The sequence below is a fragment of the Pedobacter sp. FW305-3-2-15-E-R2A2 genome (assembly GCF_038446955.1).
Classification (GTDB): domain Bacteria; phylum Bacteroidota; class Bacteroidia; order Sphingobacteriales; family Sphingobacteriaceae; genus Pedobacter.
The window spans coordinates 7,496,392-7,511,099 of the sequence record NZ_CP151803.1 but is presented as its reverse complement, the minus strand read 5'-3'; the positions used below and the strand labels follow the sequence as shown (position 1 = coordinate 7,511,099).

The 14,708-nt window shown below is 42.4% G+C and carries 15 protein-coding genes; 11 read left to right on the top strand and 4 right to left on the bottom strand.

The window, feature by feature from the left end; translation table 11 throughout:
* Window positions 1–131: 131 nt before the first annotated feature.
* Window positions 132–1,301: a FecR family protein gene (locus AAFF35_RS30715; RefSeq protein WP_342330243.1), complete on the bottom strand. Its 1,170-nt coding sequence runs from the start codon at window positions 1,299–1,301 to the stop codon at window positions 132–134.
* 130 nt (window positions 1,302–1,431) lie between these two features.
* Window positions 1,432–2,001, bottom strand: a complete 570-nt coding sequence (locus AAFF35_RS30710; protein ID WP_342330242.1) for an RNA polymerase sigma-70 factor — start codon at window positions 1,999–2,001, stop codon at window positions 1,432–1,434.
* 106 nt (window positions 2,002–2,107) lie between these two features.
* Here AAFF35_RS30710 and AAFF35_RS30705 point away from each other — a divergent pair, with 106 nt between their 5' ends.
* From AAFF35_RS30705 to AAFF35_RS30655, 11 genes are all read left to right on the top strand, one after another.
* Entirely contained in the window at window positions 2,108–3,166 is a 1,059-nt protein-coding gene (locus AAFF35_RS30705; protein WP_342330241.1) for a hypothetical protein, read from the top strand.
* Between the two features lie 35 nt (window positions 3,167–3,201).
* Entirely contained in the window at window positions 3,202–3,846 is a 645-nt protein-coding gene (gene upp / locus AAFF35_RS30700) for a uracil phosphoribosyltransferase (protein ID WP_342330240.1), read from the top strand.
* Window positions 3,847–3,856: 10 nt separating this feature from the next.
* Window positions 3,857–4,255: a DUF1648 domain-containing protein gene (locus AAFF35_RS30695; protein ID WP_342330239.1), complete on the top strand. Its 399-nt coding sequence runs from the start codon at window positions 3,857–3,859 to the stop codon at window positions 4,253–4,255.
* Window positions 4,256–4,276: 21 nt separating this feature from the next.
* Window positions 4,277–4,966 carry a YjjG family noncanonical pyrimidine nucleotidase gene (locus tag AAFF35_RS30690; protein ID WP_342330238.1) on the top strand — a complete coding sequence of 230 codons (690 nt, stop codon included), beginning with the start codon at window positions 4,277–4,279 and terminating at the stop codon, window positions 4,964–4,966.
* A gap of 57 nt (window positions 4,967–5,023) precedes the next feature.
* Entirely contained in the window at window positions 5,024–5,701 is a 678-nt protein-coding gene (locus AAFF35_RS30685; protein WP_342330237.1) for a DUF4476 domain-containing protein, read from the top strand.
* Between the two features lie 12 nt (window positions 5,702–5,713).
* The gene (locus AAFF35_RS30680) at window positions 5,714–6,232 is read left to right on the top strand and encodes a DinB family protein (protein ID WP_342330236.1); all 519 of its coding nucleotides are present in this window, start codon (window positions 5,714–5,716) and stop codon (window positions 6,230–6,232) included.
* A 62-nt stretch (window positions 6,233–6,294) separates the two neighbouring features.
* The gene (locus AAFF35_RS30675; RefSeq protein WP_342330235.1) at window positions 6,295–6,693 is read left to right on the top strand and encodes a hypothetical protein; all 399 of its coding nucleotides are present in this window, start codon (window positions 6,295–6,297) and stop codon (window positions 6,691–6,693) included.
* 159 nt (window positions 6,694–6,852) lie between these two features.
* A complete protein-coding gene (locus AAFF35_RS30670) occupies window positions 6,853–8,196 on the top strand; it encodes a flippase (protein ID WP_342330234.1) in 1,344 nt (447 codons plus the stop codon).
* Window positions 8,197–8,423: 227 nt separating this feature from the next.
* Window positions 8,424–8,999: a hypothetical protein gene (locus tag AAFF35_RS30665; protein ID WP_342330233.1), complete on the top strand. Its 576-nt coding sequence runs from the start codon at window positions 8,424–8,426 to the stop codon at window positions 8,997–8,999.
* A gap of 5 nt (window positions 9,000–9,004) precedes the next feature.
* A complete protein-coding gene (locus tag AAFF35_RS30660) occupies window positions 9,005–9,772 on the top strand; it encodes a class I SAM-dependent methyltransferase (RefSeq protein ID WP_342330232.1) in 768 nt (255 codons plus the stop codon).
* A gap of 2 nt (window positions 9,773–9,774) precedes the next feature.
* On the top strand, window positions 9,775–10,674 hold the full coding sequence (locus AAFF35_RS30655) for a glycosyltransferase (RefSeq protein ID WP_342330231.1): 900 nt from the start codon (window positions 9,775–9,777) through the stop codon (window positions 10,672–10,674).
* A gap of 24 nt (window positions 10,675–10,698) precedes the next feature.
* On the opposite strand, the gene AAFF35_RS30650 is transcribed toward AAFF35_RS30655, so the two are convergent.
* Both AAFF35_RS30650 and AAFF35_RS30645 read right to left on the bottom strand, forming a co-directional pair.
* The gene (locus tag AAFF35_RS30650) at window positions 10,699–11,448 is read right to left on the bottom strand and encodes a methyltransferase domain-containing protein (protein ID WP_342330230.1); all 750 of its coding nucleotides are present in this window, start codon (window positions 11,446–11,448) and stop codon (window positions 10,699–10,701) included.
* 1 nt (window position 11,449) lies between these two features.
* The gene (locus AAFF35_RS30645; RefSeq protein ID WP_342330229.1) at window positions 11,450–14,623 is read right to left on the bottom strand and encodes an LpqB family beta-propeller domain-containing protein; all 3,174 of its coding nucleotides are present in this window, start codon (window positions 14,621–14,623) and stop codon (window positions 11,450–11,452) included.
* Window positions 14,624–14,708: the final 85 nt, after the last annotated feature.

The window sequence follows — 14,708 nt, the reverse complement described above, 5'->3', positions numbered from 1 at the left end:
CCGGTGTTAAAACCGGAAGGGGTTAACTCAATCATTTAGCCGGATAGTGTTCGTAGCACGATCCGGCTTTTTTTATTGGTTAACCTGTTGGATAGGTAGATGGTTAAGGTAGATTTCTCTTCATATTTGATTTATTTTGACACTATAATTTTTCTTCCCTGGATTTTAAAGCTTACTGCTCCGGTGAGCTCCAGTCTGCGCAGCACCTTATTTACATTGTCGTACCTGGATACAATTCCACTGAACGTTTCTTTTCTTGGGGCATATTGTTCATAGACAATTTCTACATTATACCAACGGGCAATTTTCCGCATGATCCCTTCCAGGCTCTCGTTCTTAAACATGAAAATGCCGTTCTTCCAGTCTGTATTTCTTTCTATATCGGCTTTCTGAACATCCAGCCTGTTCGCCTTCAGCATTGCTTCTTCACCCGGACTTAACATCACCACATTGCCCGTCGTCAAAGATGAGACCCTTACCGATCCTTCCAACAGGGTAGTTTTTGTCTGTTGCTCGTCCAGATAGGCATTGATGTTAAAATGTGTTCCCAGAACTTCTACCCGCTGTTTATCCGTGGTGACTACAAAAGGAGTTTTGAGTTTTGCGACTTCAAAATAGGCTTCTCCGCTTAGGGTTACCTTCCGTTCCCTCGTTCCGGAAAAAGCGGTAGGAAACTTTAAAGCAGAAGCAGAATTGAGCCATACTTTTGTTCCATCCGGCAAGCTCAGCAGATACTGTCCGCCCTGAGGTGTACTTATGGTATTCTCCCCTGTTGTTGCAGCAGTACCATCGCTAAGGCTATACACCAGCTCACCATTTTTGGTTTTAGTGATCTTTACGCCTGAGACCTCTGCCAGCTGACCATTTGGTGCCGTTTGCAATGAGATCACTTTTCCATCTGCCAGGGTTAAAGTGGCCTTATTTCCTCCCGGCGAGATGGCCGCAGCAGCCTGTTCCCGGAGCTGTTCCACTCTGTTAGATTTAAAATAATAAAGCCCTGCACATAGCGTAAGGAAAATTACCGCAGCGGCAGACCAACTGCGGTAATCCCAGCCCCGAACAGATTTAGAACGCTGTAGAGGGCTTTCCCTATGATCGAAGATATACTGAAGCAGCTCGGTTTCCTGGACTGCGGTCAGCTGTTTTTCATCGGTAGATGTATTTATAGCATCGTCGAGCAGGTCACTCAATTCCATGTTATTTGCGGGATCATCCACCAGTACATAAAATTCTGCCAGCTCTGCTGCTGAGCATTGGTCATTTAAGTACTGATTTAGCAAATAAGGAAGCTTCTGATTCATATCTTTCGTGGAAACGGTTTATTCTTCTCTTCTTGTCCTTTGGCGACCGTTTACCTATACATAGACACGAGAAAAAGCAGGAAGGGGTAGTCGGGTATGAAATATTTTCAGAAATACACAAAAAACGACCTTAACGCAGGATCATGGTAATGATCACCATTGGGATGCCCATCTTTTTAAAATGAATCCGGATTCCCCTCAAGGCTCCTTTCATGTGTGAATGGACAGTTGATGGTGCAATGTTTAACCGGAGGGCAGCCTGTTCGTAGGTAAGTCCCTCTTTATGGCAGAGTTTATACACCTCCTGTTGCTGGGCAGGAAGTCTTTCGATGGCCTTCTGAACCAGCGCTACGGTATCTTTATAATCCAGTGCATGCTCGGTAGAATGATCCGGGATTTCCTTTGCCTCAAAATCACCGACAAGCACTTTATGTTTGGCAATATTGCGCAAGGCATTTAAAGAAAGGTTTCTTGTGATTCTATTGAGATAGGCACCTAAGTTCTCGACCTTGCCAAGGTTAGCTCTGTTTAGCCAGATGTTCAAAAAAACGTCCTGAATGATTTCTTCCGCCAGGACCTGAGACCGGGTTAACTTCAATGCAAAAGCATAAAGACCAGGGTATCTGGTTTCAAACAATTGGCTGAAAGCTTGTCGGTTCCCCCCGATAATTCCTTTCAGCAGTTCCGTCTCGTCATACATCGGCTTAATTGACAGAAATTATCCTTCCCGCTAAAACAATTTGAAATTTCATATGTATATTTACTATGAGCAGTAAAGATAAATTTTATATACTAAATTATATACTATGAAGCTTCTGGTTTATACCCCCCTGATCACTCCACGCATAAAATATATCTTTAATTTTATCTTTAAGGATATATTAAGGGCAGATCTGGACATCAGCCAGAACTTGTCAGAATTTATCAACGCCGAAGGTCCCAAGCTTTGTTATGGAGGACAGCCTGTTGTGGAATCCTTATTCTTCAAGAGCAGCGGATTGCTGACCGACCAAAAGATCGCTGTTCAACGGATTGGCACCACCAGCTTTGGAGATCAAAAAGTTCCTTTTCCTGTGGCCGCTGGTCAATTGCCTTTTGATATTTTTGCCGCTTCCTTTTATTTTCTGACCAGGTATGAGGAGTACCTCCCGTTTGACGACCGCAAAGGGCCGAATTACCATGCCCGGCTGAGCTTACAGCATAAACTGGGACTGCTTCAGGTTCCGATAATTGATGAATGGGCATTGATTTTAAAGAACATTCTCCTCAAAAACTTTCCTTCAATGACCTTTGGAAAGAAAGATTTCAGTTTTCAGCCAGCATATGCTCCTGAACTCAGATCCAGGGCAACTGACAACAGGTTAAGAAAAGCATTACATTTCATGAATTCCCTGGTCAGAGAGAAGCTGCAAAGAAAACATTATGAACAACAAATAAAGGGGATCCACAGCTTGATGGCAGAGATGAATAAAAATGGTCTTTCCAGTCGGCCGGAGTTTCTACGCACAGAAATTTCGGGTATTCCAGCCCCCAAAAAACACAGCCATTGGGAAGAGAAGTTAAAAATCCCTAAGAGTTACCTGAGGCTCAGCATAAAAAACATCAATCAGGATTACAGCATGTACTATCCCGATACTCCCGGTTTCAGAGCAGGTACCTGTAGTCCGTTTTTCTGGTATGACCTCCAGATAGAAAAACAATCTCAGTTAAAAATCTATCCAATTGCACTAACAGACCGCGGATTGCGATCCGGCAAAACCAATAAGGACCTGCTTTTACAATTGAATGAGCTGATGGACCATGTAAAACTGGTAAATGGTAGTTTTTACAGCCTTTGGCAGGATAAGACCATTGCTCTGGCCTAATCTTTTATCTTTACACCCTCCTAGACTTTTACACGATGATATTTAACCTTGATAAAACAACTTCCATTGCCAATGTCTTCCTGGCTGAGCTCCGCGATGAGAACATTCAGAAAGATGCCATGCGCTTCCGGAAAAATATGGAACGCCTGGGCGAGTTCTTCGCTTATGAGATCAGCAAAACTTTAGAATTTGAGCGTAAAGAGACCCAGACTCCATTGGGATTAGCTAAAACAGCATTTATGCCTCAGCAACCGGTATTGGCAACGATTTTAAGGGCAGGAATCCCTTTACATCAGGGATTATTAAACATATTTGACCAGTCGGAATCTACCTTTATCACCGCCTATCGGAAGAACCATAAAAACGGAAATTTTGTAATTCAGGTAGAACACATCTCTACTCCCGATCTGACGGATAAAGTGGTGATCATGGCCGACCCCATGCTTGCTACCGGGATGAGCATGGTTTTATGCTGTAAAGAACTCATCAACCGTTACCAGATCAGGGAACTACATATTGTGGCCGCCATTGCCAGTACAGAAGGCGTAAACCATGTGCGGGCAAATTTACCTAAAGCGAAGTTATGGCTTGGCGCAATTGATGAGGAAATGACCAGCAAATCTTACATTGTGCCCGGTCTGGGGGATGCCGGAGACCTTGCCTATGGCATAAAGCAATAACGGAGGCCATATGAGTATAATAAAAAGACCGGTTATCAAACTTAGGCTTTCCGTGTTCGATAAAGGGATTGAGGCCTTTGGGCTCCTGGTCCTGTTGGCGGGATGGGTCTATGTATTGGTGGCCTATTCGAAGTTCTCAGATTCCATTCCGACGCATTTCAACATTAACGGGAAACCCAATGCTTTCGGTCCTAAATCTGATCTTTATCAGCTATTGACGGTATGTACCTCCTTATATGTATTGCTAACTGTAGCGAACCTATTTCCGCAATATTTTAATTACCTGAAAGCCATCACCCCTGAAAACGCCAAAAAGCAATATACGATCGCCACAAGAATTCTTCGATACCTGAAAGTATTAATTGTGCTTATGTTTGCGGCACTGGTGTTCATTACCTCAAGGTATTGACATCACATAACCCCCTGAATAATGATTAAACATATTTTTTTCGACTTAGACCATACCATTTGGGATTTTGACAGAAATGCTGAAGAAACCCTGACAGAATTATATGCCCAGTATCAACTGGAATCCCTCGGACTTCGCTCTTCCCGCGAATTTATTGACACCTATACGGAAAACAATCAATTGCTTTGGGCAGAATACCATTTAGGAAAAATAACGAAAGAAACGTTAAGATCTGAGCGTTTCAGTAAAACTTTTATCCAGTTAGGCATACAACCTTCCCACATTCCGTCTCAATTTGAAGACGATTATGTGCGGCTTACCCCTACCAGAACCAATTTATTTGAAGGCTCTGAAAAAGTATTGACTTACCTTCAAAAGAAATACACTTTACATATCATTTCCAACGGATTTAAAGAAAGTACCTTAACTAAAATGGATAAATCAGGCCTAAATCCTTATTTCGCCAATGTCATCATTTCGGAAGATGTAGGCGTTAATAAGCCCAACAAAGCCATTTTCGAGTATGCATTACGTTTAGCTTCCGCTCAAAAGGAGGAAAGTATTATGATTGGGGATAGCCTGGAGGCCGACATCCGCGGTGCTCAGGATTATGGGATGAAAGCTATTTACTTCAATCCAATGAACAAGGAAAAGCCTGAAGATGTGCTCTGGCAAATCACGCATCTGGAAGAATTACTACATCATTTCTAAAGACGATATATTTTGGTATGGGATTCGCATTCCCAACACACACAAATAAAAAGCCTTATGAAAAGATTAGTTTTACTGTTTGCCGTTATGCTGCAAACCGCCCTTACTTTTGGGCAAAACCGGAGTACTTCAGAAGTATTCGTCGAAATCCCTGAGCGTGGGAATTATGTGGTTTATCTGGATGATGATTTTGCAGGATCTTCCAAAGGCCGTTTCCGTTTTTATGAGGTATACAGAAATTCTCCAACCCTTGTGGTGAAGAAAGACAGTGTTGAGCTGTTTCGCAGAAGGATTAATGTTGCTCCAAATACCCGGATGATTGTCAGCTATTCCAAAAGATTAGGATTGCGCAATGTAGTCACTCTTCCCATATTTGACCGTGGACAATATGCACTGGACGACTGGGACAGGAGTTACGCTGGTAACGGAAGCGGATATGAATACGAAGAGGCCATGACTGATGAAGAGTTTAAAGATGCGATGAGCGTTATTAACAATGAAATGTTTCCGAAAAACAAGTTGGCATTGGCGAAGACTACTTTAAAAAATTCAATGATTACGACCAATCAGTTGCTCGTTTTAATGAAAGCCTTCCCCTTTGACGAAGAAAAGATTGACGTGGCACATTATGCTTATGCACGTGTTACCGATCCCAAAAACTTCATCAAGGTCCCTAAGGCATTGATGTCCCTGTTTGCACAGGAAGACATGATTAAATGGATCAGCAAGCAATAATATTTATTTCTGATGGGTACTGCCAAAGACTATAAAAAGATTCAGGATATCGTTGCCAGCTATAAAAACCAGCTGGATCAGATCAGTGAAGAAACATTTTTGCTTAGCCCTCCTATCGGGGGCTGGTCCTACAGCGAGGTTTACTTTCATATCTTTGATGCCAGCATGCTGTCTCTGACGGAAATGACCAACACCATATCCGGTAAAGGGGAAAGAAAACCAACGGCCTTTATCGTGAAAGTGATTCTATTCTTTGGCAGTCTTCCTCCGGGAAAGAAATATAAAGCACCAAAAATGCTGGCCACAAGGCTGAAGAAAGTCAGCAAAACCGAGGCTGCAGCCCTGATCGATCAATTCCTTCTGGAATTGGATCCCGCTTTAAAAAAGATCGAAAATGCAGACAAAACGCTTAAAACACGACATCCGAAGCTTGGCTATTTAAATGCTTTTCAATGGCTGAGATTTATTGGAATCCATTTGAACCATCATTTGCAACAATTACAAAGGATTGAGGAATCCTATCAAAGATAACCCAACAAATTTCACATCTTTGTCTATCTTTTATCTGTATTAAAAGAACAAAAAATACGATTATGAAAAGGATTCTATATATCAGTTGTATTGCTGTGGCACTTTCTGCCTGTAATTCCAGTCCGAAGCAAACGCAATCCGTGATCACGCCAACTCCCACAGGTCTTCCTTCGGCATCGGCGCCGGTAGCGGCCACAGGAGAAAAACCGACACATAATCCTGCTCATGGACAACCCTATCATGATTGTGCAATTGCCGTAGGTGCTCCTTTGAATGCAAAGAATAATACGCCTGCTGCTACTGCTGCGCCTGGTCCGGCACCAGTTACCGCAAGTCCGGTAACTGCTCCTGCAGCAACGGCCCCTTCGGTTCCTGCCAATCAGAAGGAAGTGAGGCTAAACCCTGCACATGGACAACCGGGTCATAGCTGCGCAATTGCTGTTGGCGCGCCTTTAAGTTAATTTAAGCAAGGTCAAACAAGAATGAAACCATCATGATCTTACCGATCACACAACGAAATGTATTTCAAGATCATGATCGCTTCATAACCGCTAAAAACCACGGAGTGCTCTTAAGTACATTAAAACAATGAATACTTCGAAAAAACGAACAGTATACTGATGAAAATTCCAAGTATTCCTGGTTTTGATCAGGGAGCGATAGAAAAATATGCTAAAAATGCCGGCTGGCTGATGATCGCCAGGGTGGGCAGTCTTGGAATAAAAATTCTGATTGGGATCATGGTCAGTAATTATCTCGGTCCGGAGAAATTCGGTATTTACGGCTATCCTTTAATCTTCGCCACCTTTTTCATTGCTGCAGCTGCGCTTGGGCTGGATGGATTTGTTACCCGTGAATTGCTGCGACACCCGGAGAAGAAAAATCAACTTCTGGGTACTGCTTTTATATTAAAACTGCTCGGAGGATTACTAATTCTTCCACTGATTTATATCGCTTACCAGATCTGGAATGGAATAAAGCCCATTGCAGCCCCTTTCTCTTACATCCTGATTGTGAGCTTTACCGGAGTTTTTCAGGCATTTAACATCATAGACAGTTATTTTCAGTCCAGGGCCCAGGGAAAATTCATCATGAAAATTCAGGTCCTCGGGAACCTCTTCTCTGCTGCGCTTAAGCTGGTCCTGATCCTCCTTGGCATGAGCCTAAGCTGGTTTATTGTCGCCTTGCTGCTCGATGCAGTATTGCTGGCAATTGGCTATGTATATGTTTACCAGAATAATGGCGCATCTCTCTTGCAATGGAAATTTGAAAGTAGCATTGCAAAATTTCTACTGAAAAATTCATGGCCACTGGCCTTTTCGGCAATTTTGGTGACCATTTATATGAAAATCGATCAGCTGATGATTCAGAGCTACCTCGGTTCCACAGAACAAGGGATTTACTCGACCGTTGTCCAGCTATCTGAATCCTGGTATTTTATTCCTGTAGCGATTGTAACTGCTGTTTTTCCCGCCATTATGAATGCAAAAAGGGATGATCCGGAACGTTACCAGAAAAGAATGCAGAACATGTACGACCTCATGGTATGGATCAGTATGAGTATCGCCATTATCATGACTTTCGCTTCTCCTTTGGTCTATAAATTCTATACACCCGAGTACCGGGGAGCTGCCCATGTCTTATCTATACACATCTGGGCCGGCATTTTCACCTTTCTGGGGACGGCCAGCGGCCAGTTTCTTATTGCGGAAGGTTATACAAAATTATCTTTATTCCGGACGGGAATGGGCGCTTTGATCAATATTATTTTAAATATCTACTGGATTCCCAGGTATGGAATTACAGGCGCTGCAGTGGCGACTTTAGTCGCTTATTTCGTTTCTAATTTCATGATACTGCTGGTTCCAAAAACACGGCCTCAAGGCATCATGATGCTCAAATCTTTGTTCCTGATTACGCTTGTGGAGAAGATCAAAAACAGGCCCCGTTCTCTAAAACCTTAACCGGATCAGCATTGCGATCAATAATTATACGGATATATTAGCTTTTTGCGTTTAACATTTTAACTTTGACTATTAAATATTGGTATGATCTGAGCGGAAGAAAGCCCTCAGGGTCATGACAAACACCGCATCAGATGGCTTCTGGCCCTTGCTGACAATTAACAACATAACCATTACAGATGTCCTTAAGAAAGGTAGTAAGATCAATCGTATTAAAACCAATAAACATGTTGGACCTTATTCAGTTAAAGTCCAAAATAAAAAATTCATCTGCGCCTTTGAACATCATCATCGGTTCGGAGAAAACGGCTTATCCCAACTGGCTGCCTACGAATATAGAGAGCTTAAATCTGTTGGAAAAAAGCTCTTTTCAGAACCTGTTCGGCGAAAAGAAAGCGACAAAATTTCTTGCAGAGCATGTCTTTGAACACATCAGTTATGCCAATGCACTAATTGCCTTAAAAAACTGTTTCGAGTTTATGGAAAAAGGCGGCAGCATCAGAATTGCAGTGCCTGATGGTTTTCATCCCAACAAGGACTATATCGATATGGTAAAACCAGGAGGACATGGTGAAGGTGCTGACGATCATAAATTGTTATACGATTATCACCAGTTGTCTAAAGTGCTGGAAGATGCCGGTTTCCGGGTTCAGCTTTTGGAATATTATGATGAGCAACGTCAGTTTCATTTCGTAGACTGGAAAAGTGAAGATGGTCACATCCTCAGGTCCAGAAGGTTCGACAAAAGGTTTAATGAACCTTTGGGTTATTCCTCACTGATCATTGATGGTATAAAAGATTAATAGAAATGGCCATAATCACAGAAGATCTAGTTGCTTCCTATAATGATTTTTACACCGATAGTGATGTAGAATGGCGGATGCTTGGTGCAAAATCCAAGGCAAAAAACCTGATAGAAGTTTGTCAGGGGATTCAGCCTAAAAAGATCCTGGAAGTAGGTGCCGGAGATGGCAGCATTTTACATTACCTCAATGAATGGAAATTTGGAGAGGAGCTTTATGCACTTGAAATTGCAGACAGTGGCGTTTCTTTAATCAGAGACCGAAAGCTGGAACGCTTAAAAGAGGTGAACAGCTTTGATGGATATACCATTCCTTATGCTGATGACAGCTTTGATCTGGTGATTCTTGCCCATGTACTGGAACATGTAGAACATGAACGGATATTGCTGCGCGAATTAAAGAGAGTGGCTAGATACCTGGTGATTGAAGTTCCTTTAGACTACCGTTTTGGAGTAGATCAGCGCATGAAACATTTCCTGAACTACGGGCATATCAATATGTATACCCCTACCCTGATCCGCTTTCTGTTACAGAGTGAAGGCCTTTCTGTGGAAGCCGATAAAACCTCTCTTACCCCAATAGAAACGATCAAATTCTGTGAGTATCAGGTGAAGAAAACGCCAAAGAGCCTGTTCAAAACCTTAAGAATTGAGCTGGAATACAGGATCAAGAACCTATTGGGCGCCATTTTAGGAAAAAACAAACGCGAGCAATTTGGAAATGCTTATACCGTTCTTACTAAAAAGTCAACCCAAAACCTGGAGATCTTCTAAATATGCAAACCTTTGCACCTATCGCCTTATTCGTTTATAACAGACCGCAGCATACTGAGCGTACCATAAAATTCCTTAAACAGAATCAATTGGCCTCAGAAAGCAGGTTGTTCATTTTCTCCGATGGCTTTAAATCTGCGGAAGATGAAGCCAAAGTACTGGAAGTACGCGAATTGCTTAAAAATATTGACGGATTTAAATCTGTTGAGGTGGTTGAACGCAAAGAAAACATGGGCCTGGCCAACTCGGTGATTGCCGGGGTAAGCCGTTTGGTAAAGGATTATAAACAGGTGATCGTGATGGAAGATGACCTGATCACTTCTCCATATACGCTGACCTATTTTAACGAGGCTTTAGACCGTTACCGCAATGAAGATCAGGTGATGCATATTGGTGCTTACATGTATCCACTGAAGGAAAACAACATCCCGGAATCTTTCTTTTACCGTGCTGCAACCAGTTGGGGATGGGCTACCTGGGATCGGGCATGGCAACATTTTGAACCCAACATTGATACGTTGATGGCACAATTTGATGCCAAAAAGAGATCCGCCTTTTCTATTGAGCATAAAATGAATTTCTGGAAACAGATGCAGGACTTCAAGAAGGGGAAAAACAATTCCTGGGCGATCCGCTGGTATGCTTCGATCTTCCTGAAAGGAGGATTGACATTGAATCCTGCGCAATCGCTGGTCAACAATATCGGGCATGACGGAACGGGAATTCATTCGGGAATCAATGACATTTACAATGTGATCATCAATCCAAAGCCCATCAGCGATTACCCTGTTGAAATAAAAGAAAATAAAGCCGCCTACGAGACGATCAGGGAATTCCTGTCGACCAGGAAGGGAAATCTATGGGAAAGGCTTAAAAGATATCTAAAACAACGTTTAGGCTAAGTTCTATACCTTCCCCATAGGGTGTTATACTTTTCTTGCTTCCAAAATGATATAAGGAGACAGTTGTCTGGAGTTAAAAGGAAAAACCTTGCTGAACAACTTCCCTGCCAGCCATACGGTTTTCTTTAACAACCGAACACCTGCGGGCTTTTGTTTTTCATTTTCCAGCCAAAGGCTGAAATGTCCGAAATATCTGGATTGCACCAGCTCCAGGCCTGCCTGTTTGCAGATGTTAGCCAATAATTCCGGATCCATGCAGTCAATATTATGCTTATCGTAATTCTCCCTGTCAAAAGTCTTTTGAAACCAACCGTTCAGCGCCTTAAAATTGGGCAATGTGATCAGTAAAGTACCTCCCGGTTTAACAAAAGCAATATGCCTGTTGATGATATCGGCGGTATCGTTGAAATGTTCGATCAATCCACAAGACAAGACCAGATCAAATTGCTGTTCCGGCTGATAGTTGAACAAGTCCGTCTCTATGATGTGAATATCCGCTTCCTTTAACTGGTTGGCTTCGAGTAAAGCATTGGTTACCGGCTGATGGACAAAATAATCAAGCAGGGTCACGTCAAGTTTGAAGTATTTCTTGAGGAATACCGCATAGTATCCCGGGAAACCACCCAATTCAATTGCTGTTTTTACCCCTTGTTTATTGATGATCTCTCCCAATTCTTTATAAAAAAGGTAGTTTGACGGAATGTTAACCGACAAATCGGTTTTGCTCTCCCAATAATTCACCCAAAACTGTCTGTCCGTTAACAGGTTGTCCATATTATTTTTTTAAATCTTTTAGTATTTCTGATACTGCACGTTCCAGTTGAGGGTCTTTATTCTCTAACCTGTCGGTGAATGTATTTTTCACGTAAATATCAGGAGCTACCCCTTCAGTTTCAATATTTTTACCATCCAGGGTATAACAACCCCATGCCGGAAGGCGATAAGATGAACCATCGACCAATCCTTTAGCGGAGGTAAAGATAATCCAACGATAGGTTTCTGTCCCAATAATCTTACCTAATTTTAATTCTTTGAATCCCGCGGCCGTCATTTCGGCATCACTTAAGGACTGTTCATTGATCAACAACACGATTGGTTTGGCTGCAGGGCCAAAATTACTTTGCGGAGCCATTTTACCACCACGGTATTTCCATTGAAGGTAAGGTCTTTGCGCCAGGAACTTTAACACCTCATCATGAACATTACCTCCGGTATTGTAACGCAGGTCGAGAATAATGCCTTCTTTATTGTTTTCCTGAGCCACCATATCCAGCAGGAAATTTTCCAGTTCACCGCCACCCATATTTTTCATATAGGTATAAGCGATCCGGTTATTGCCCAATTGTTTTACGCGTTCTCTGTTGTTGGTAATCCACTCATCGTACAGGTTATTGCGCAATGCGCCGGAGCTTTGAGGATGTACTTTTGTTTGGATGGTTTTCCCTCCACGTTCTACGGTAAGTGTCATTTCCTGTCCGAGGGAAGGCGAAGTAAAATACGTATCGCGGTCGGTATCTTTGTTTACTTTAATCCCATCTACCATCGTAATCACATCTCCTGCTTTCAGGTCGACACCCAGATGCCTGGCATTACTTCTTGCCACAATCCGTTCTACTTTAAAAGGGTCTTTATCGGAAAAAATGATCCCGGTTTCATTGGTAGCATAGTTGAGATTTTTACGTTCTTCTGCACCGGCAGAGCCAAAGCCCAGGTGTGAAGAGTTCAATTCGCCCAACATATCGTTTAAAAGAATGCGGAGGTCATTGCGGTTATTCAGGTATGGAAGGTAGTTTGCATATTCCTGTTGAGTTTTTAACCAGTCGATTCCATGAAAAGCTTCGTTGTAGAAGTTTTCCTCTACACCGGCCCAGGTTTCGTAGAACATCTGATTAAATTCTTCATTCAGGTTTCTGTTAAATTTAAAGCCGATGTCTAAACGGTCTAATTTATTGGCTTCCAGGTTGTATTTATTAATCACTCCACGAACCAGGGCGTAATATTTACCACCGGCTTCCACTATGCTGCCGTATCCTTCCGTTACTTTTTCTGTTTTAGGGCTTTCAAACGGTTCAGTTACCGTCCGGTAAATTCCACCAGTACCTGCCTCGTGATCAGAGTAAAAGAACATATAGGTTTTTTCTCCTTTTGCAAAAACCTCTACTGCCTGCTGACTTCCGAAAGACGGCCCTTGAAGCTCAATCCGGTCCATGATATTTTCGGTATTGATCGTCATCACTGCAGGCGCTTTTTCTTTCTTTTCTACCGGCTTAGCTTTTGTGGTATCTTTTTTAGCCGTAGTTTTTACTTCAGTTTTATCTTCTTTTTTCTCCGTGAACAGTTCGTCAAACTTATCCATGCGGTAAGGCTCATCATATTCCTCCAAAGCCATCCGGTAGACATGTCCGTTTTGCATCCCTGAAGGATAAGACGGTTTTGTTCTTGCGCTGACAAAATAAATGTACTTTCCATCCGGTGACCAGCGCGGAGAAGCTTCCGAAACACCTGTATTCGTCAGATTAATGGTTTTATTGTTTTTAATCTGGTGCACGAAAATGTCCTGTTCAAAATTACGGTAAGCCGTAAATAACAGGTATTCTCCATTTGGTGAAAAAGAAGGCGAAGAATTGGAGAAGGCCCAGATTTCGTCCTTCACCAGGGTCTTACTTTCCAGGGATTTAAGATCGAGCATACGAACTTCATCTCTGCCGCTTAAATAAACTGCCTGAGTACGCTCTTTATTGAAGGCAATATCCCGGTTATTTCTATTGTCTTTTGTCAGTTGCTTCCATGTTCCTTTTCCATCGGCAGCAATGGTAAACCAGTTCTGATAACCTTTGTAGGTCTGGTTAAAAACCAGGGTACGGTTATCGGAAAGCCATTTTACTTCCATTGCGCGCTCTGCTATCGGCGATCCTCTTTCTATTTTTTTAACAAATTTCCCTTCTGCATCACTCACAAACAGTTCTCCTCTGGAGATAAACGCCAGCTTTTTACCATCCGGCGACAGGTCAAAAGTGCTAATGGCAGCCCGGACATCAAATTCCTGCTCTTTGGCTAAAATATTATTTCTGGAAATGCTGATATTGATCTTCTCTGATTTTTGAGCAGCAACATCATATAGATAAAGTTGATAATCTTTCTCAAACACTATTTTATTTCCTGATGCAGCCACCACAGGCCGCTTAATCGCCGACTTAAAATCAGTCAGCCTTGTTTTTTTCCCGGCTTTGAAAGTATAAAGGTTGTATTCATCATTCCATTCATCAGAAGCGAAAAAGACATTGCCATTTTTATCTATACTTGGCCAAAGATCCTTGCCTTTATAGTCTGTGTATTGTTTATAAGTTTTTGTTTTTGGGTTCCAGGATTGGATATCCGGGTTAAAAGCACCTTTATAACGCTTACGGTTCGCCGCGTTTTTACTCTCCCAGGTATCATTAAAAAACAATTCTCCACCGGGTGCTTCTGCGACGTTGTGAATCAGGTTAAAATAGTGGTCAAAAAGCCGGCTTGCAGTACCTCCGGCAATGCCCACTTTATAGGCCGTATAACCATTGTACCGTCCCGAAGTAAAATAAATAGATTTGGAATCCCAGCTCCAGCTCTCCACCTCATCTGAGGCATCATGAAAGGTCAGCTGTGTTACTGCTCCTCCGGCAAGTGGCATGAGGTATACATCGTTGTTTCCAAACTGGTTAGACGAAAACGCCAGCCATTTTCCATCCGGAGAGACTTTGGGGCTGATCTCATGACCAGGCATTGCAGTAAGGCGCGTAGCGGCACCTCCGGTGGAGGGAACCTTCCAAAGGTCTCCTTCATAGCTAAAAACTACAGTCTGACCATCCGGGGTCAATGCAGGATGTGCTGTAAAATAGGGCTCGTTCTGAGCCATGGCTACCACATTTGAAAACAGTAAGGCAGCGGTAAGGGCATAAAAAACTTTTTTCATTGTATATATTTGGTTCTGTTTAGGGGTATGGCTTAGGATTCTTTCGATTTTTAAATTAATTTTATCGGCATACAAACAATGTTTT